The sequence below is a fragment of the Shimia sp. W99 genome, assembly GCF_053851455.3.
Genome location: NZ_JBSQBU020000001.1, coordinates 3,742,936 through 3,759,138 on the forward strand (window position 1 = coordinate 3,742,936; position 16,203 = coordinate 3,759,138).

19 protein-coding genes are annotated in these 16,203 nt (G+C 59.7%); 18 read left to right on the forward strand and 1 reads right to left on the reverse strand.

Annotated elements, in window-relative coordinates:
• Positions 1-2: 2 nt before the first annotated feature.
• The 15 genes from ACS3QZ_RS18145 to hypE all read left to right on the forward strand — a co-directional run bounded on the left by ACS3QZ_RS18145 (position 3) and on the right by hypE (position 12,040).
• The gene (locus ACS3QZ_RS18145) at positions 3-1,793 is read left to right on the forward strand and encodes a nickel-dependent hydrogenase large subunit (protein ID WP_456039073.1); all 1,791 of its coding nucleotides are present in this window, start codon (positions 3-5) and stop codon (positions 1,791-1,793) included.
• A gap of 14 nt (positions 1,794-1,807) precedes the next feature.
• A complete protein-coding gene (locus ACS3QZ_RS18150) occupies positions 1,808-2,002 on the forward strand; it encodes a hypothetical protein (RefSeq protein ID WP_456039074.1) in 195 nt (64 codons plus the stop codon).
• Positions 2,003-2,012: 10 nt separating this feature from the next.
• Positions 2,013-2,789 carry a Ni/Fe-hydrogenase, b-type cytochrome subunit gene (gene cybH, locus ACS3QZ_RS18155; protein WP_456039075.1) on the forward strand — a complete coding sequence of 259 codons (777 nt, stop codon included), beginning with the start codon at positions 2,013-2,015 and terminating at the stop codon, positions 2,787-2,789.
• 275 nt (positions 2,790-3,064) lie between these two features.
• Positions 3,065-3,673 (forward strand): HyaD/HybD family hydrogenase maturation endopeptidase, encoded by a 609-nt coding sequence (locus ACS3QZ_RS18160; RefSeq protein ID WP_456039076.1) that lies wholly within the window; start codon positions 3,065-3,067, stop codon positions 3,671-3,673.
• Positions 3,674-3,676: 3 nt separating this feature from the next.
• On the forward strand, positions 3,677-3,997 hold the full coding sequence (locus tag ACS3QZ_RS18165) for a HypC/HybG/HupF family hydrogenase formation chaperone (protein ID WP_456039077.1): 321 nt from the start codon (positions 3,677-3,679) through the stop codon (positions 3,995-3,997).
• The gene (locus ACS3QZ_RS18170) at positions 3,994-4,377 is read left to right on the forward strand and encodes a thioredoxin domain-containing protein (protein ID WP_456039078.1); all 384 of its coding nucleotides are present in this window, start codon (positions 3,994-3,996) and stop codon (positions 4,375-4,377) included. Before ACS3QZ_RS18165 ends, ACS3QZ_RS18170 begins: the two co-directional genes overlap by 4 nt.
• An 11-nt stretch (positions 4,378-4,388) precedes the next feature.
• Positions 4,389-5,228, forward strand: coding sequence for a hydrogenase expression/formation protein (locus tag ACS3QZ_RS18175; RefSeq protein ID WP_456039079.1), 840 nt, complete (start codon positions 4,389-4,391; stop codon positions 5,226-5,228).
• Positions 5,225-6,025, forward strand: a complete 801-nt coding sequence (gene hybE / locus ACS3QZ_RS18180) for a [NiFe]-hydrogenase assembly chaperone HybE (RefSeq protein ID WP_456039080.1) — start codon at positions 5,225-5,227, stop codon at positions 6,023-6,025. Before ACS3QZ_RS18175 ends, hybE begins: the two co-directional genes overlap by 4 nt.
• Positions 6,026-6,907 carry a hydrogenase expression/formation protein HupK gene (locus ACS3QZ_RS18185; RefSeq protein ID WP_456039081.1) on the forward strand — a complete coding sequence of 294 codons (882 nt, stop codon included), beginning with the start codon at positions 6,026-6,028 and terminating at the stop codon, positions 6,905-6,907.
• A complete protein-coding gene (gene hypA, locus ACS3QZ_RS18190) occupies positions 6,900-7,241 on the forward strand; it encodes a hydrogenase maturation nickel metallochaperone HypA (protein ID WP_456039082.1) in 342 nt (113 codons plus the stop codon). Before ACS3QZ_RS18185 ends, hypA begins: the two co-directional genes overlap by 8 nt.
• On the forward strand, positions 7,241-8,077 hold the full coding sequence (hypB, locus tag ACS3QZ_RS18195) for a hydrogenase nickel incorporation protein HypB (RefSeq protein ID WP_456039083.1): 837 nt from the start codon (positions 7,241-7,243) through the stop codon (positions 8,075-8,077). Before hypA ends, hypB begins: the two co-directional genes overlap by 1 nt.
• Positions 8,078-8,081: 4 nt before the next feature.
• On the forward strand, positions 8,082-9,566 hold the full coding sequence (locus tag ACS3QZ_RS18200) for a sigma-54-dependent transcriptional regulator (protein ID WP_456039084.1): 1,485 nt from the start codon (positions 8,082-8,084) through the stop codon (positions 9,564-9,566).
• Positions 9,567-9,568: 2 nt separating this feature from the next.
• Positions 9,569-9,859 (forward strand): HypC/HybG/HupF family hydrogenase formation chaperone, encoded by a 291-nt coding sequence (locus ACS3QZ_RS18205; RefSeq protein ID WP_456039085.1) that lies wholly within the window; start codon positions 9,569-9,571, stop codon positions 9,857-9,859.
• On the forward strand, positions 9,856-10,998 hold the full coding sequence (gene hypD / locus ACS3QZ_RS18210) for a hydrogenase formation protein HypD (protein WP_456039086.1): 1,143 nt from the start codon (positions 9,856-9,858) through the stop codon (positions 10,996-10,998). Before ACS3QZ_RS18205 ends, hypD begins: the two co-directional genes overlap by 4 nt.
• 4 nt (positions 10,999-11,002) lie before the next feature.
• Complete coding sequence (hypE, locus tag ACS3QZ_RS18215) at positions 11,003-12,040, forward strand: hydrogenase expression/formation protein HypE (protein WP_456039087.1); 1,038 nt, start codon at positions 11,003-11,005, stop codon at positions 12,038-12,040.
• 251 nt (positions 12,041-12,291) lie between these two features.
• On the opposite strand, the gene ACS3QZ_RS18220 is transcribed toward hypE, so the two are convergent.
• The gene (locus ACS3QZ_RS18220; protein ID WP_456039088.1) at positions 12,292-13,227 is read right to left on the reverse strand and encodes a LysR family transcriptional regulator; all 936 of its coding nucleotides are present in this window, start codon (positions 13,225-13,227) and stop codon (positions 12,292-12,294) included.
• Positions 13,228-13,335: 108 nt separating this feature from the next.
• On the opposite strand from ACS3QZ_RS18220, the gene ACS3QZ_RS18225 reads away from it, so the two are divergent.
• From ACS3QZ_RS18225 to dctP, 3 genes are read left to right on the forward strand one after another with little or no spacing between them, the layout of a single operon-like run.
• Entirely contained in the window at positions 13,336-13,806 is a 471-nt protein-coding gene (locus ACS3QZ_RS18225; RefSeq protein ID WP_456039089.1) for a TRAP transporter small permease, read from the forward strand.
• Positions 13,803-15,113 (forward strand): TRAP transporter large permease, encoded by a 1,311-nt coding sequence (locus tag ACS3QZ_RS18230; RefSeq protein WP_456039090.1) that lies wholly within the window; start codon positions 13,803-13,805, stop codon positions 15,111-15,113. The genes ACS3QZ_RS18225 and ACS3QZ_RS18230 overlap by 4 nt, the downstream gene beginning before the upstream one ends.
• A 36-nt stretch (positions 15,114-15,149) precedes the next feature.
• Complete coding sequence (gene dctP, locus ACS3QZ_RS18235) at positions 15,150-16,148, forward strand: TRAP transporter substrate-binding protein DctP (RefSeq protein ID WP_456039091.1); 999 nt, start codon at positions 15,150-15,152, stop codon at positions 16,146-16,148.
• Positions 16,149-16,203: the final 55 nt, after the last annotated feature.

Consider the following 16,203-nt stretch of genomic DNA (forward strand, 5'->3'; position numbering starts at 1 on the left):
ACATGGCTGCTACTCCAAACGGTTTTGACCTCGACAATTCGGGACGCCGGATCGTTGTCGACCCGGTGACGCGCATCGAAGGGCATATGCGCTGCGAAGTGAACGTGGATGACGAGGGGGTCATTCGCAACGCCGTCAGCACAGGGACCATGTGGCGCGGGCTGGAAGTGATCCTGAAGGGGCGCGATCCGCGCGACGCCTGGGCCTTTACCGAGCGCATCTGTGGGGTCTGCACCGGCACGCATGCGTTGACGTCTGTTCGCGCGGTGGAAGATGCGCTGGGCATCACCATCCCCGACAACGCCAATTCAATCCGCAACATCATGCAGTTGAACCTGCAGATTCACGACCACATCGTGCATTTCTACCACCTGCATGCGCTGGACTGGGTGAACCCGGTGAATGCACTGCGCGCCGATCCCAAAGCCACCAGTGAATTGCAGCAGGCGGTGAGCCCGTCGCATCCGCTGTCATCGCCGGGTTATTTCCGCGATGTGCAGAACCGTCTGAAGAAATTCGTGGAGAGCGGGCAACTGGGGCTGTTCAAGAACGGCTACTGGGACAACCCGGCCTATAAGTTGCCACCCGAGGCGGATCTCATGGCGACCACCCATTACCTTGAGGCGCTGGACCTGCAGAAAGAGGTCGTCAAGATTCATACGATCTTTGGCGGCAAGAACCCGCATCCGAACTGGTTGGTGGGCGGTGTGCCTTGTCCGATCAACGTGCATGGCGTTGGTGCAACCGGTGCAATCAACATGGAGCGCCTCAACCAGGTCAGCTCGATCATTCAGCTTTGCACCGACTTTGTGAACAACGTCTATCTGCCCGATCTGGTGGCCATCGGCGGGTTCTACAAGCAATGGGGCTATGGTGGTGGTCTGGCCGGGAAATCGATGTTGTCCTATGGGGATATCCCCGAGCATCCCAATGATTTCTCGCCCGAGCAGCTGCATTTGCCGGCGGGGGCGATCATCAATGGCGACCTGAGCACTGTGCACGAGGTCGATGTACGCGACCCGCAGCAGGTGCAGGAGTTCGTCGATCACTCGTGGTATGACTATGGCACGCCGGGGCAAGGACTGCATCCCTGGGATGGTGTGACCGAGCCGAAATACGAGCTTGGGCCGAATGCCAAGGGCACGCGCACCAATATCGAGGAGCTTGACGAGGCCGCAAAGTATTCTTGGATCAAGGCGCCGCGCTGGAAAGGCAATGCGATGGAGGTGGGGCCGCTCAGCCGCTATGTCATCGGTTATGCCAAGGGGCATGAGGACATCAAGAACCAGGTCGACGGGTTGCTCAGAACGATGGATCTTCCGGTTGAGGCGCTGTTCTCGACGCTGGGCCGGACCGCGGCGCGGGCACTGGAAGCGGAGTATTGCGCGCGACTTCAGAAGCATTTCTTCGACAAGCTGGTCACCAACATTAAGAATGGCGACTCCAGTACAGCAAATGTCGAGAAGTGGGACCCGAGCACATGGCCCAAGGAGGCCAAGGGTGTGGGCATGACTGAAGCGCCGCGCGGCGCGTTGGGCCATTGGATCAAGATCAAGGACGGACGCATCGAGAACTATCAATGCGTCGTGCCGACCACATGGAACGGGTCGCCACGTGACAGCCAGGGCAATATCGGAGCGTTTGAAGCAAGTCTTCTGAACACGCCGATGGAGCGTCCGGACGAACCCGTGGAAATCCTGCGGACCCTGCACAGTTTCGATCCGTGCCTGGCCTGCTCAACCCACGTGATGTCGCCGGATGGCGAAGAACTCACCCAAGTCAAAGTACGCTGAGGGAGGATACAGCGATGAAGAAGGCAACAACATTCCTGATCCTGTCGGCAGGCGCGGCAAGCGCCCATGGTGGGCACGGCGCCGAAACAGAGGCGCATTGGTTGAGCCAGGGCGACCACATAGCGGTGGTCGTGCTGACGGCGGCTGTTCTGGGCTTTGGCGCCCGCGTTCTGCTGAAACGCAGAGGGCGCAAGACCAAAGACGCGTGAGGGTGGAGTGATGAGTGAGAAATCCATCCACGAAGCCAACCCGGACGTAGAAATTCTCAAGGCGGCGACCCTGACCGGGGACGCCACCGCAGAGGATCTCGACAGCATCCGTCGCCGCACGTCTGTCTATGTCTACGAAACCCCGGTGCGCCTGTGGCACTGGATCAATGCGCTGGCGATACTGGTGCTATGCGGCACGGGCTGGTTCATCGGCAATCCGCCCCCTTCGATGCAGATCGCCGAGGCCACGCATCAGTTCGTTTTCGGCTATATCCGGTTTGCCCATTTCGCGGCGGGCATGATCCTGACGGTGGGGTTCCTCGGGCGCATCTACTGGGCGTTTGTCGGCAATCACCATGCCAAGCAGTTGTTCATCCTTCCGGTTTGGAACAAGCACTGGTGGTCCGAGGTGTTCTTTGAACTGCGGTGGTACCTGTTCCTTGAAAGAGAGCCGAAAAAGTATGTGGGTCACAACCCGCTGGCGCAGGCTGCCATGTTCTTTTTCATGACGCTGGGGATCACTTTCATGATTGTCACAGGGCTGGCGCTCTATTCCGAGGGCGCGGGGCAGGGTGGTTTCTGGGATAGCCTGTTCGGCTGGGTCATCCCGCTGGTCGGCAATAGCCAGGCGCTGCATTCAATCCACCATCTGGGCATGTGGGCCATCGTGATCTTCATGATCATCCACATCTATGCCGCCATCCGCGAGGACATCATGAGCCGCCAGTCGATGGTTTCCACGATGATTTCCGGCACCCGGACATTCAAGGATGATCGCCCCGAATAAGGGTGAATCAGAACAAGATTTCAAAAGGGCAGAGCAGGTCTCTGCCCTTTTGTTGTTTGAATACCTTCCAATATTGTACAAAAGTGAGAGATAGCTGTCCACTTTTAGCTATGCAGGGCCTTGAATGCGTGCCGAAATCTTAAGCAATTCCAAAGGTTAATCGGTATGCCGTTGTATTCCGCTTTTTCTGTATTCGCGGAAACCAACAAGGGTACGTTCATTCAAACGGGAGATCGGAAAGCTACCATCCACCTTGTGGGATGAGGGAGGGCAAATTGACCACGAACGTGCTGATCCTTGGGATTGGGAATGTCCTTTGGGCCGATGAGGGCTTTGGCGTGCGCTGTGTCGAGCGGTTGGCCGAAACTTTTGCCTTTGACGACAACGTGCGGATTATGGATGGGGGCACGCAGGGGCTCTACCTCTTGCCGTTCCTTGAAGCGGCCGACGTGCTGGTCGTGTTTGATGCCGTTGATTACGGGCTGGAGCCGGGCACGCTGAAGATTGTCGAAGGGGACGAGGTGCCGCGTTTCATGGGCGCCAAGAAAATGAGCCTGCATCAGACCGGGTTTCAGGATGTGATTGCCACGGCGCAGCTGATGGAGCAATGCCCCGAAACGCTGTTGCTGATCGGGTGCCAGCCGGTTGAGCTTGAAGACTATGGCGGAGGGTTGCGGGACGCGGTCGCTGCGCAGATTGATCCCTCGATCGAGATTGCTTTGGAAAAGCTGGCGGCCTTGGGAGTGCGTGCCCGCAAGGGGCGAACCGGCACCAATGATCTGGCAGATGCTGCGATCAAGCGCGATGCCTACGAAGGCGGACGACCGAGCGAAGACGAAGCCTGTCGCATTGGCGATGATCGCTTTTTTCCGGAAAGGGCCTGAGCGATGTGCCTGGGAGTTCCGGTGCAGATCCTGTCGGTCGATGGCATTGCTGCCAGAGCCACGGACGGGGAATGCGAAGAGGTCATCGACTTGTCCCTGACCGGGCCTGTCGAGATCGGTGGCTGGGTGCTGAGCTTTCTCGGGGCGGCGCGCGAAGTGCTTGACGAAGAGGAAGCCTTGAAGATCAGGGCCGCGCTGGGCGGATTGAAAAACCTGATGCAGGGGCGGGATCTGGGCGACGCCTTTGCTGATCTTGAAGAACGTGGGCCACAGTTGCCGCCGCATTTGCAGGCGGCCCTGGACAAGGGAGAAACCACCGCATGAGCCATCCGTTGATAGAGCGTCTGAGCACGGAGATGGGCTGGCCCCATCTCGCCAATGACAGCGATCTGGCCGACTTCACAAGCCGTGAAGGTGTGCATGTGTTGTTTGTGCCGGGCGATGCGAAACGCAATCTTGAAACCGCGGATGTGGCGGTGATCCTGCCCGAGTTGAAACTGGCGTTTCAGGGGCGGTTTGACTGTGCGGTCGTGGATGACGCGATTGAAACAGCCGTGCGCGAGCAGACTGGCGTTCTGAAGACGCCGAGCCTGATCTTCTATCGTGACGGGCAGGTGATCGGGGGCTTCCCGCGGGTGCGGGATTGGGACGAATACATGCAACGGATCGCGCAGATTCTCGCGACCCCGGTCGCGGCGGAATAAGGAAAACAGGAATGGTCGGCAACTTTCACATGCCCCCGACGGGATACGGGCCGGGCTCGCAACCTTTGGGAGAAGACGGCAAGGAGCTGGAATATATGCCCATGCCTCAGGATATGCGGGCCTACACGCTGCATATCCCCGAGATCGAGGTGGGCGAAACACATGCCCCGGCGCTGACGCTTTTGTCAGAGATTGCGCGGGCTTGTGAGGCGGCGGCCAAGGGGGGCGGGTCGCAACAGTTTGACCTGAGCGGGTTGGACGAGGCCAATCGCGCGCTGATTGCAGAGACCATGGGCGAGGGCGAAGTGTCAGTGCGGATGCACGGTATTCCGGCGGTGGCGGCACAAGAGAGCGTATTTGCCGGGGTCTGGGGGCTGAAGGGGGCCGGGCTTGATGCTGTTGAGGTCGGACCTGTGCCTGCAATGGCCTTTGCGCGGGCGTTTGCGCCCCGCAAGGCGGCGGGTGGGTCGGCGACCCCACTGAAACCCGGCGTGGTGAATGCACCGCCGCTGATCGTGGAGCTGAACGACAAATCGGCAAACTTCACTGCCGGTGATGTGCCGCATGTGGTGAACCTGACGCTGTTGCCGCACACCGAGGAAGACCTGATGTGGCTGGAGTCTGCAATGGGGCAGGGCTCGGTTGATATCCTGTCGCGCGGCTATGGCAATTGCCGGGTAACGGCGACGGCCACGGCGCATGTGTGGCGGGTGCAGTTTTTCAACTCGATGGACGTGCCGATCCTTGACACTTTCGAAGTGACGGCAATGCCCGAAGTTGCCTTGGCGGCGCAGGAAGACCTGTTGGACAGCGCCGAGCGCATTGTCGAAGTGCTGGAGGCGTTGCGGTGAGCGGGTTCGAAGGATCCTATCTGGGCGCGAATGACCGGATCAGCCTGCAGGCGATCATGGAATGCAAGATCTGCTGGACGCCTTACGATCCGACCGAGGGGGACGACACGCGCCAGATTTCCGAAGGCACGCCATTCATTGCGCTGCCAGAGGACTGGTCCTGCCCGAATTGCGATGCACCCAAGGAGCAGTTTCTGGTCAGCGAAGACCCCGGATCGGACGCCATGCTCGAAGCGGCTTGGATCGGTGGGCGAACCGAGGCGCTGGTAACGGATTTCACCGAGGTCTGGCATGCCAAGATGCGCGACGTGCCGATGGTGAACAAGGTGTTGCATGTGCAGGCAGTGGGTTTCCGGCTGCATGAGGGGCGCCCGCTGGGTGTGCTCATATCCCCGTGGTTCATGAACCTTGTGATGCTGCCTGCCGAGGGCGAGGATTGGTCGGACCTGATGGCGGGCGTGAAGGAGGTTATCGGTTTCCCGTCTGGCGACTACGAGTTTATCCACAACACGCGCGAGATGACCGGCGGCTACAAGGCGTGTTCGTTGTTTTCGCCAATGGGCGATTTCAACACACAGGCGCAGGCCGTCGAGGTGGCCGAGGCCGTCATGGTCGCGTTGTTTGATGAAGAGAACCGGGCCGAGACAGATCGGGCGGCGGATATTCGGGCCAACCGGGAGGCTGAGATTGCAGCAGCAGAAGAGTCCTCGTCAGAGGAGGATGAAGTGAAGGTAAGTGATGCACCAACACGCCGCCAGGTGATCTCGGGCGGCTTGGCGGTTGAGGATGCCGACTAGATGCTTAGCAGCCCCCATACCCATGAAAACGGCCTGCGCGTCGTGATGCCAGCGCCCTTGCCGGTGGCAGAGTTGGTGTTGGGGAAACCTGTGGACGAGGTTTGCGCCCTGATCCCGCGCCTGTTCAACCTGTGCCGGGCGGCGCAGGCGGTTGCGGTGCGCATGGCGCTGGGCGTGCCGGTGAAGGGGGCGCATGACCTGCATCATGAGATCAAGCGCGAGCATCTTCTGCGGTTGGCGGTGATCCTGCCCGCGCGATTGAAGGTGGCGCCTTTGGGGATCCCGGGCCGCGATGATGACGTTGCGGCGGGATTGTTTGGGACGGAGCGGTTTGCCGAGACACCGGAGGCGTTTGAGGCGTTTCTAGCGTCTGGCACAGGGATTGCGCCGGTTTTTACCGCGATCCGCGCGGCCTTTGGGGCTGGCGAAGCGGTCTCGGGCATTTTGCCCAGGCTTGTGGATGACGCGGTTTTTGACAGTGTGGCGATGGAAAACAGCGTCGCGTCGCGCCATCCGGATCATCCGGTCTTGGGTCACGTCGCGGAACACAATGGGCGCGGCCCTTTGTGGCGGGCCGTGGCGCGGGCGGTGGATTTGCAGGCTGTTCTGGATGGCGATCTGCCAGAACCTCGCATGACAACACAAGGCGTGGCGATGGTGCCTGCGGCGCGGGGAACCTATGCCGTGGCGGCGCAAGTCCAAGGAGGAAAGGTCACACAGTTCCGCCGGGCCACGCCAACGGATTACATGCTGGCCCCCGACGGGATCATGCAGCGCAGCCTTGCCAGTCTGCCGGTTGCCAAGCACGATCAGGCCGGGCTGTTGGTCGATATTCTCGACCCGTGCACACCGCTGGAAGTGAGGGGGATGGCCGATGCATGAGATGTCGCTTTGTGAAGGCATCCGCACCGTGATCGAGGATCAGGCGCGCGCGCATGACGTCAAGGCGGTGAAGCGTGTGCGGCTGGAAATCGGGCGCTTTGCCGGTGTCGAGAAACCGGCGATGGAATTTGCCTTTGACGTGGTCATGCGCGGTTCGGTTGCCGAAGGCGCGGTGCTTGAGATGATCGATTTGCCGGGGCGGGCCATGTGTTACGACTGTATGAAAGAGGTCGAGATCGAAGATCGGCTTGACCCATGCCCGGAGTGCGACGGAGGCAAGCTGATGCCCGTCGCGGGCGATGAAATGAGAATAAAAGATCTGGAGGTGATCTGATGTGTAGCGTTTGCGGATGCGGAACAGGAAGTGTCGAGGGCCACAGCCACAGCCATGATCATACGCATGACCATGGGCATGGCCATGATCACAGTCACGATCACGGGCATGATCTGCATTTCGGGCATGGGCCGGCGGGAGTCGAAGTGGCTGGCATGAGCCAGGAACGGCTGATCGAGATCGAGACCGATATTCTGGCCAAGAACGATGCTTATGCCGATGCCAACCGCAAGGTGCTGAACGGGCTGGGGGCGTTTGCGGTCAACCTCGTGTCGTCACCGGGATCGGGCAAAACATCGCTTTTGTGCAAGACGATCGAGGCCTTGGGTGAGCAGCCATTGGCGGTGATCGAGGGCGACCAGCAGACAGCCAACGACGCCGACCGCATCCGGGCAACAGGAGCGCCCGCGGTGCAGGTGAACACCGGCAAGGGCTGCCATCTGGACGGGCATATGGTGGGACATGCGATGGAACACCTGGACCTGAAAGAGGGGTCTTTGCTGTTCATCGAGAATGTCGGCAACCTTGTGTGTCCGGCGGGGTTCGACCTGGGTGAGGATTGCAAGGTCGCGATCCTTTCAGTGACGGAAGGCGAAGACAAACCCTTGAAATACCCGGACATGTTCACCGCGTCGCGGCTGGCGCTTTTGAACAAGGTTGATCTTGCGACGTATTGCGATGTTGATCTCGACCTTTATGAAAAGAACCTGCGGCGGGTGAACCCGGGTATCGAGGTGATCCGCATTTCGGCGCGCACCGGCGAAGGCATGGAGAATTGGCTCAACTGGCTACGGGGCAGCCTTGCGCGTAAGTCAGGCAAGGCGGCGGCCGAGTAATCCCATGTCCGAGAACCTGCCCACCATCCTGTTGATCGACGACGAAGAGCATTCGCTTGCCGCCATGCGCATGGCGCTTGAAGACGATTTCGAGTGTCTGACGGCGACCGGGGCGGATGCTGCCAAGGCGCTGATGGAAGAGCATTTTGTGCAGGTGATCTTTTGCGACCAGCGCATGCCGGGCAAGACCGGGGTCGATTTTCTGACCGAGGTGCGGGACCGTTGGCCGGAAACGGTGCGGATCATCATCACGGGCTATACCGAGACCAACGATATGATCGCCGCGATCAATGAGGCGGGAATTTACCAGTTCCTGACCAAGCCGTGGCATCCGGATCACCTGATGATAACCGCGAAAAATGCTGCGGACCTGTTCCGGCTCAACCGCGAGCATGACCAGATGTCCTTGGAAATGCGGTACCTGTCCCGTTCCGTTGAAAGCAAGCTGGAAGATCACCGCCGCGCCCTGCGCGAGGGGCTGGGGTTTGAGAATGTACTGCGTTCGCCCAATTCGCCATTGAACGCAGTGGTAGCGCAGGCGCGACAGTTTGCAAGTTTCGATGTTCCCGTGTTGATCACCGGAGAACCGGGCACGGGGAAGGCGGCGTTGGCGCGGGCGATGCATTATAGCTCGCTGCGTTCGGACAAGCCTTTTTACGAGATCAGCTGTACCAGCGTAGATGATGACATTCTCGAAATGGAGTTGTTCGGAGCCAAGCGGGGGGCGGTGGCCGGGCAGCAGACGCAAAAGCTTGGCCTGTTGCGCAAGGCGGATCAGGGGACGGTGTTCCTCAATGGGATATCCGAGCTTTCGCCGCGCATGCAGTTGGTCTTGTCCCGGTTTGCCGAAGAGGGCGCGTTTCGCCCGCTCGGCAGCCACGAGATGATCCGTTCGGATGTGCGTTTGTTGGTGGGCAGTGATCGCGAGTTGCGTCAGGACGTGGCCGAGGGGCGGTTCCGCTCTGACCTTTATTTCGCGCTGGCCAAGGCAACCTTGACGGTGCCACCGCTGAATGCACGCCCCGAAGACCTGCCGATCCTTGCACAGAACCTGTTGTTCGAAGCCTCAAAGGCGCATGGCAAGCCGGTGCATGGTTTGTCGGATGACGCGGTGCAGTTCCTGCAAGGCTATGGGTGGCCCGGCAACCTGCGCGAGTTGGAAAACGAACTGGTGCGGATGCTGATCTTTTCGCAGGACCCGCTTCTGGGGCCCGAACTGATCTCGCGCCATATTCTTCAGGCCAGCCCCCGGCCGGACAAAACCGACCACAGCGTCGATATGGTTCTGGTGGGTGAAGGCACGCTCAAAGACCGTGTGGAGCAGATCGAGATGCGAATTTTGCGCGAAACGCTGACCCGGTTGAAATGGAACAAGAGCCGTGCGGCAAACGAGCTTGGGCTCAGTCGCGTGGGTCTGCGCGCAAAAATCGAGAGATATGGCATCGCGGAACCGGACAAGACCGGGACCGGCGGTAACGAGGAGGAATAGCCATGTGTTTGGGAATACCCGGCCAGATCGTCGAGGTGACCGACGGTGAACGCCAGATGGCCATGGCCGATGTGTCAGGCGTGAAACGAGAAGTGAGCGTGGCCTGTGTCGCGCAAGGTGATCTGGAGGACCTGGTGGGCAAGTGGGTGCTGATTCATGTCGGCTTTGCCATGAGCGTGATTGACGAGAACGAGGCCGCAGAGACGCTTGAGGCGTTGCGCGGGCTTGGCGAGGCGCAGGAAACACTGGAAGCGATGGCACATGGCGTGTCGGCGTTGGAGGGCACACAATGAGGTTTACCGAGGAGTTCCGCGATCCGAAGGCAGCCAAGGCGCTGTTGAAGGAAATCAACAAGGTGGTCGATGAGATTGGTGCCACCAAGGAAAAGCCGGTGCATATCATGGAGATTTGCGGTGGGCATACCCACGCGATCTTCCGCTATGGGCTGGACAAGCTGACGCCGGCGGGGATCGAGTTCATTCATGGCCCAGGTTGTCCGGTCTGTGTCCTGCCGATGAGCCGGGTGGATGAATGTATCGAACTGGCCGAGAAGCCCGAGGTGATTTTCACCACTTTTGGCGATGCAATGCGGGTGCCGGGCACGAAAAAGTCGTTGATGCAGGCCAAGGCGGAGGGCGCGGATATCCGCATGGTCTATTCGCCGCTTGATGCTTTGGAACTGGCGCGTCGGCATCCCGAGCGCGAGGTGGTGTTCTTTGGCCTTGGGTTCGAGACCACGACGCCGTCGACGGCGCTGTCGATTCAGCAGGCGGCGCGTGAGGGGCTGACCAATTTCACGGTCTTCTGCAATCACATTACCGTGCCGCCCCCGATCAAGGCGCTTCTGGATGATCCGCACATGGTGCTGGATGGCTTTGTTGGTCCGGGACACGTGAGCATGGTGATCGGAACGCATGAATATGATTTCATTGCGGAAGATTACGGCAAACCGATCGTGGTGGCGGGTTTTGAGCCGATCGACCTTTTGCAATCGGTTTTGATGGTGCTGGAGCAGATCCGTGACGGGCGCGCCGAGGTGGAAAACCAGTATGGCCGCGTCGTGCCCGAGCACGGCAATGCGGTCAGCAAGGCCGCGGTGGCGGATGTGTACGAGAAACGCCCGACTTTCGAGTGGCGCGGTCTCGGTGAAATCGACGAGAGCGGCTTGCGGGTGCGCGATGTTTACAAGGCATTTGATGCCGAAGCCAAGTTCGGTATCGGCTACAGCGCCGAGAGTCGTCACGTGGAAGAACCCGAAGGGTGTGCGTGTGGTGCGGTGATGACCGGGCGGATGAAGCCGATGCATTGCCCGCAATTCGGTACGGGCTGCACGCCGGAAATGCCTCTTGGCGCATTGATGGTGAGTTCCGAGGGGGCGTGCGCGGCCTATTATCAATATGGCGGAGCGCGCGCCGTCGAGGCGGCGGAGTGAGGCCATGAACATGATGACGGGCAAGATGCGTGATGAACGGGTGACGCTGGCCCACGGGGGCGGTGGCAAGGCGATGCGCGATCTGATCGAGGGTGTGTTCACCTCGGCCTTTGTGCCGGATGCGATGGAAGACCAGGCCCGGCTGATGGATGCTGCCTTGCAAGAGCCGGGCGCGCGGTTGGCCTTTACCACCGACAGTTTCGTGGTCGATCCGGTCGAGTTTCCGGGCGGGGATATTGGCAAGATTGCGGTTTGCGGTACGGTCAATGACCTCGCAGTCGGGGGCGCGCGTCCCCTGTGGTTGTCGGCAGCGTTCATCATCGAGGAAGGTACCGAGGTGGCTTTGCTAATGCGGATCGTGACGTCGATGAAGCAGGAGGCGGACAAGGCAGGCGTTCGGATCGTGACCGGGGATACCAAGGTCGTTGGACGGGGCATGGCGGACAAGGTGTTTGTCACAACGTCGGGGGTCGGTGTGATTGCGCCGGGATGCGATCTGGCGGCGGGCCGTGTCCAGATGGGTGATGTGGCCATTGTGAACGGCGTTCTCGGCGATCATGGCGCCGCCATTCTGGCCGCGCGGGGAGACATGGCTCTCTCGGCCGAAATACAGTCGGACTGTCAGGGGCTTGGGCATCTCATGCACGCCGTGATGCACGCCGCACCCGGCGTTCGGGCCGCACGAGATGCCACGCGCGGCGGGGTGGCCTCGGTTTTGAATGAAGTCGCGGAGACAGCCGGTGTTTCGATTGAAATTGAAGAGACAGCGTTGCCATTGCGCAGCGAGGTGAAGGGGATGTGCGAGATTCTTGGCCTTGATCCGCTGTACCTTGCCAATGAAGGCACGCTGGTCGTGTTTGTTCCCGAAGATGAAGCCGATGCCGCGCTTGCGGCGATGCGCGCCATGCCCGAAGGTCGCGAGGCCACGGTCATCGGGCGCGTTGTCGATGGAACGGCAGGCAGGGTCACGATGCGGACGCTGTTTGGCGGGGTGAGGATCGTTGACATGCTGGTGGGGGAGCAACTTCCGAGGATTTGCTGAAGGCGCCTGGTTTTCAGCGCTTGAGGGGCAGCCAAAGTTGAAGGTGAGACACTTTCTCATCCAGCGGGCGGCGCCCCCTGACATGCTTGTCGGCGGCGTCTGTCGAAATCCCGGATGTCTTGCTTAATTCGCTCCAATTGGGCCTCGTGAACGAGAAATAATCGGGCGCTCAAACTCCAAGACCTGTGCGTTAGGTGCAGGTTTCCACCAGAGGGGCAGCTGACCGAGGGCCCGTGCCAGCTCTTTGATCGCTAGTTCAATACGTCGGAGATATCTGCCTGCATCTGTTGAACCGCGGCTTGTAGCTCGGCGATAAAGGCCTGGCCCACCATGGATTGGGTAGCGTAGCCGGGTGTCAGGATAGAGACGCTGTTGGAAATCAGTGGCCGAAAACGTCGGATCGACAGGCGTTCGTTTTCGGGAGCCTGCGAAAGGTGGCTATAGGCGGTGATCATGTCGCAGACCATCACGCAGACACCCGCCGCGACAAACTGCAATCCGGGCAGGAACGTGCGCAGTTCAATCCGTTTGTTGAAACGGCATCCGGCGGCGCGAAAGGCTGCTTCGGTCTGTACGGCCGTCCCGTGCTCGTCGAACAAAACGGCCATGGGGCGCCCATCAAGGTCGTTTGGCGTCACAATATCCGCCTGGCTCAGCGGATCATCCGAGGACAGGACGCAGACGCATTCAAGATCATAGTCTGTTTGTCGGATCGATGTCCGCGGCTGCGGTGTCTCGGCAAATCCGAGATCGTATTGTTGCGATGCGATCAGATCTTCGATCACGCCCGAGGACCTCATGATGAGGGATACATCGAGATCGCCCCGGTCCTTGAGAAACCTTGTCAGAAGCCGGGGCAGAAACACGCTTGAAGCCGCCGGGTGGCAAGCGATCTTGAGCTTGCCCGACTGCAGCGAGCTGATCCGCTCCATCGTGCGTTCGGTGCGCTCGACCCGCCCGAGGATATCCTCGCATTCTTCAAGGAAAAACTGGGCTTCGGGCGTGGGGGTCAGCTTGCCATGTGAGCGCAGGAAGAGCGCAAAGCCAAGCTGATCTTCGAGGGTGCGCACCATGGTCGATACCGCCGGTTGCGTTCGACCCACCGAGCGAGCGGCCTGGCTTATGGAACCTGAGCGCATAACTTCCCGAAAAGTCGAGAGTTGTCTGAGGGATAGGTGTATCGGCATAAAATCATTTTATGAGGTTAGAAAAAATATTAAATTGATTTAATGGCGCTTGTCCAGTGTTGTAAGTGCGAAACCCACGCGCAGAAGCTGAAGGGGTTCGGGGGAGACATGGATAAATTCGCCAAATACCTGTTAACGGCTCTGATCATATCTGTGGCCTTGGGCCAGTTTGTTCAGGTCATCACGCGCTACGTGTTGCAGGTTCCGGTCATGGGTCTTGAAGAGACGATGGCCTACCCGACGGTGTGGCTGTACATCCTCGGATCGGTCAACGCCTCGCGCGAGAACACACATATCCGCGCAAACGTTCTTGAGATCTTCATCAAGACGGCTCGCGGCCACACCATTCTCGCCATCATCGGAGAAGTCATCAGCCTGATCGTTGGTCTGTGGCTGCTCTCATGGGCGTGGAACTACACGCAATATGCTTGGCGCGTCTGGCGGGAGAGCCCGACGCTCTACATCCCGACATTCTATTCCGATGTCGCGCTGGTCGTCGGCCTGGCGCTGATGATGATCTACACCGCATCGCATCTGGTGCGCCATATCCGCGATCTGCGGACCGGAGAAATCGCATGATCGAGATCGCCCTTCTTGCCATTGCCTTGCTGGTGATTACCCTGACTTTGGGTGTGCCGCTGCCTTACTGCTTTGGATCGGCCTTGATGGTCATGTATTTCCTCGGCGACGTGACGATGAAGGGTATGATGCTCTGGGGCGTCCAGCAGCTTGGCAATCCGGTGCTTCTGGCCATTCCCTTGTTTGTCCTTGCCGGCACGGTCATGTCCGAAAGTGGGATCGCCGCGTCTCTCCTGCGTTTCGTGAACGCCTTTATCGGCCACGTGCGCGGTGGTCTGGGCGTTGTCGCTGCGGTGTCTTGCGCCGTGATCGGTGCGATCTCGGGGTCTGGTCTGACCGGTATCGCCGCCATCGGTCCGCTTTTGATCCCGGAGATGGAGAAGCGCGGTTACCCGCGTGAATACGCGACGGCCCTGATTGCCAACTCCTCGATACTCGGCCTGTTGATCCCGCCGTCCGTCACGATGATCGTTTATGGCTGGGTCACGGACACGTCGATCCTGGCATGCTTCCTGGCTACGTTGGGGCCGGGGCTGCTGATCATGACCGCCTTCTCCGTGATCAACCTGTTCATGGTGCGCAAGTTCGATCTGGTTCTCGATGACAAGCCCTCCTTCTCGGAGCTGTCCGGAGAGATCGCGCGCCGCGGTTTTCATGCTTTTCCCGCGCTGTTGATGCCCGTGATCATTCTCGGTGGTATCTACGGTGGCGTCATGACCCCGACCGAGGCAGCGGCTGTTGCAGTAATTTACGCCGTGCCAGTTGGTTTCCTGATCTACAAGGGCCTGAAATGGGAAAACTTTTTCCTCGCGGGGAAAGAGGCTGCGACGGCCGTGGGCGCGATCATGATGATGATCCTCTTCTCCATGATCCTCAGCCAAATGTTCGTCTATGAAAGCATCCCTCAACAGTTGGTTCAGGGCATCTTCTCGATCACCGAGAACAAGGTCCTGCTGCTGATCATGATCAATATCATGTTGTTCCTGGTCGGCATGGTCGTCAACGACGTGACCGCGATCATCCTGATCGCCCCACTGCTCCTGCCGCTGATGAACGCGATCGGTGTCAGCCCCGTGCAGTTTGCCGCGATCATGGGTGTGAACACAGCGATGGGCGGCGTGACCCCGCCTTATGCCTCGATCCTCTATCTGGGCGCACGGATCGGCAACGTGAAAGTGACCAAGGTCATCCCGCCCGCGATGAAACTGATCCTGTTCGGCTATGTGCCCGTGGTCTTCCTGACTTCGCTTTGGCCCGACCTGTCGCTCTTCCTGCCGCGTTTCTTCGGATACGCCGTAGGCCCCTAATTCACGAAAACGCAAATCAACACGGAGAAAACCAAAATGAAACATGCATTCCTGACCACTGCCGTTGCCGCCCTGATGGCGCTTGGCGGCTACGCCGAAGCAAAAAGCCTCAAGATGAGCCACGTGCGACCGCAGGACGCCACGATCGACGTCGAGCTGCGCGCCTTTTCCGCGGCCGTCGATGAAGCCACCGGCGGCGACGTGAAGATCAACCTGTTCCCGGCCTCTGCGCTTGGCGATTACACGACCGTTCAGGAGCGGATCAGCGTTGGCGCAATCGATATGGCAACGCAGCCCGCCGCTGCTGCCGCGGATCGCCGCATGCAGATCAGCTCGTTCCCTTACCTTGCCGGTAACTGGGAACAGGCACGTGCGGTCTATGGCCCCGGCGGCGTTGTGCGCGACGTGATGGCAGGGCTCTATGCCGAGCAGGACATCACCATGCTGGCAGCCTATCCGGTCTATTTCGGCGGCATTTCGTTGAATGTTGCCAATGAGAATGCAGGTTCGGTCGAGCCAAACGGCATCAAGGTGCGCGTGCCGGGCATCAAGAGCTTCCAGCTGACAGGCGAGGCTCTGGGCTACATCCCGGCTCCGATCCCGTTTTCCGAAGCGTTCACGGCGGTTCAGACCGGTGTGGTTGACGGTGTGATCGGGTCTGGCGCCGAAGGCTACTATGCGTCATTCCGCGACGTGACCAAGACGTATATCCCGGCCAACACGCATTTCGAAGTCTGGTACATGATCATTTCGAACGAAAGCCTTGCGGAGTTGTCCGATGAAGACCAGGCCGCGCTGCGTGAGCAGGCCGCCGCGTTCGAAGCGACCCGTTGGAGCGTAGCCGAGAGCGATCAAGCCAAGAACGAGCAGCGTCTTGTTGACGAACTGGGCGCAACCGTTGCCAAGCTGAGCGCCGATGATCTGGCGGGCATGGCTGCCAAGGTGCGGGCTGACGTCTGGCCGCAGGTTCTCGAAGATGTGGGCGTCGAGTGGGGGCAGGCGATCCTCGACAAGGTTGCCGCTGCAGGCAACTGAGCCAAATCCGTCAGGGCGGCCTGCGTCGCCCTGACACCATCTCTCAACATCGGAA

Excerpts from the sequence above, each read along its gene's own strand:
- ACS3QZ_RS18145 (WP_456039073.1), top strand. The coding sequence starts at position 3 with ATGGCTGCTACTCCAAACGGTTTTGACCTCGACAATTCGGGACGCCGG.
- ACS3QZ_RS18150 (WP_456039074.1), top strand. The coding sequence starts at position 1,808 with ATGAAGAAGGCAACAACATTCCTGATCCTGTCGGCAGGCGCGGCAAGC.
- cybH (WP_456039075.1), top strand. The coding sequence starts at position 2,013 with ATGAGTGAGAAATCCATCCACGAAGCCAACCCGGACGTAGAAATTCTC.
- ACS3QZ_RS18165 (WP_456039077.1), top strand. The coding sequence starts at position 3,677 with ATGTGCCTGGGAGTTCCGGTGCAGATCCTGTCGGTCGATGGCATTGCT.
- ACS3QZ_RS18170 (WP_456039078.1), top strand. The coding sequence starts at position 3,994 with ATGAGCCATCCGTTGATAGAGCGTCTGAGCACGGAGATGGGCTGGCCC.
- ACS3QZ_RS18175 (WP_456039079.1), top strand. The coding sequence starts at position 4,389 with ATGGTCGGCAACTTTCACATGCCCCCGACGGGATACGGGCCGGGCTCG.
- ACS3QZ_RS18185 (WP_456039081.1), top strand. The coding sequence starts at position 6,026 with ATGCTTAGCAGCCCCCATACCCATGAAAACGGCCTGCGCGTCGTGATG.
- hypA (WP_456039082.1), top strand. The coding sequence starts at position 6,900 with ATGCATGAGATGTCGCTTTGTGAAGGCATCCGCACCGTGATCGAGGAT.
- hypB (WP_456039083.1), top strand. The coding sequence starts at position 7,241 with ATGTGTAGCGTTTGCGGATGCGGAACAGGAAGTGTCGAGGGCCACAGC.
- ACS3QZ_RS18200 (WP_456039084.1), top strand. The coding sequence starts at position 8,082 with ATGTCCGAGAACCTGCCCACCATCCTGTTGATCGACGACGAAGAGCAT.
- ACS3QZ_RS18205 (WP_456039085.1), top strand. The coding sequence starts at position 9,569 with ATGTGTTTGGGAATACCCGGCCAGATCGTCGAGGTGACCGACGGTGAA.
- hypD (WP_456039086.1), top strand. The coding sequence starts at position 9,856 with ATGAGGTTTACCGAGGAGTTCCGCGATCCGAAGGCAGCCAAGGCGCTG.
- hypE (WP_456039087.1), top strand. The coding sequence starts at position 11,003 with ATGAACATGATGACGGGCAAGATGCGTGATGAACGGGTGACGCTGGCC.
- ACS3QZ_RS18220 (WP_456039088.1), bottom strand. The coding sequence starts at position 13,227 with ATGCCGATACACCTATCCCTCAGACAACTCTCGACTTTTCGGGAAGTT.
- ACS3QZ_RS18225 (WP_456039089.1), top strand. The coding sequence starts at position 13,336 with ATGGATAAATTCGCCAAATACCTGTTAACGGCTCTGATCATATCTGTG.
- ACS3QZ_RS18230 (WP_456039090.1), top strand. The coding sequence starts at position 13,803 with ATGATCGAGATCGCCCTTCTTGCCATTGCCTTGCTGGTGATTACCCTG.
- dctP (WP_456039091.1), top strand. The coding sequence starts at position 15,150 with ATGAAACATGCATTCCTGACCACTGCCGTTGCCGCCCTGATGGCGCTT.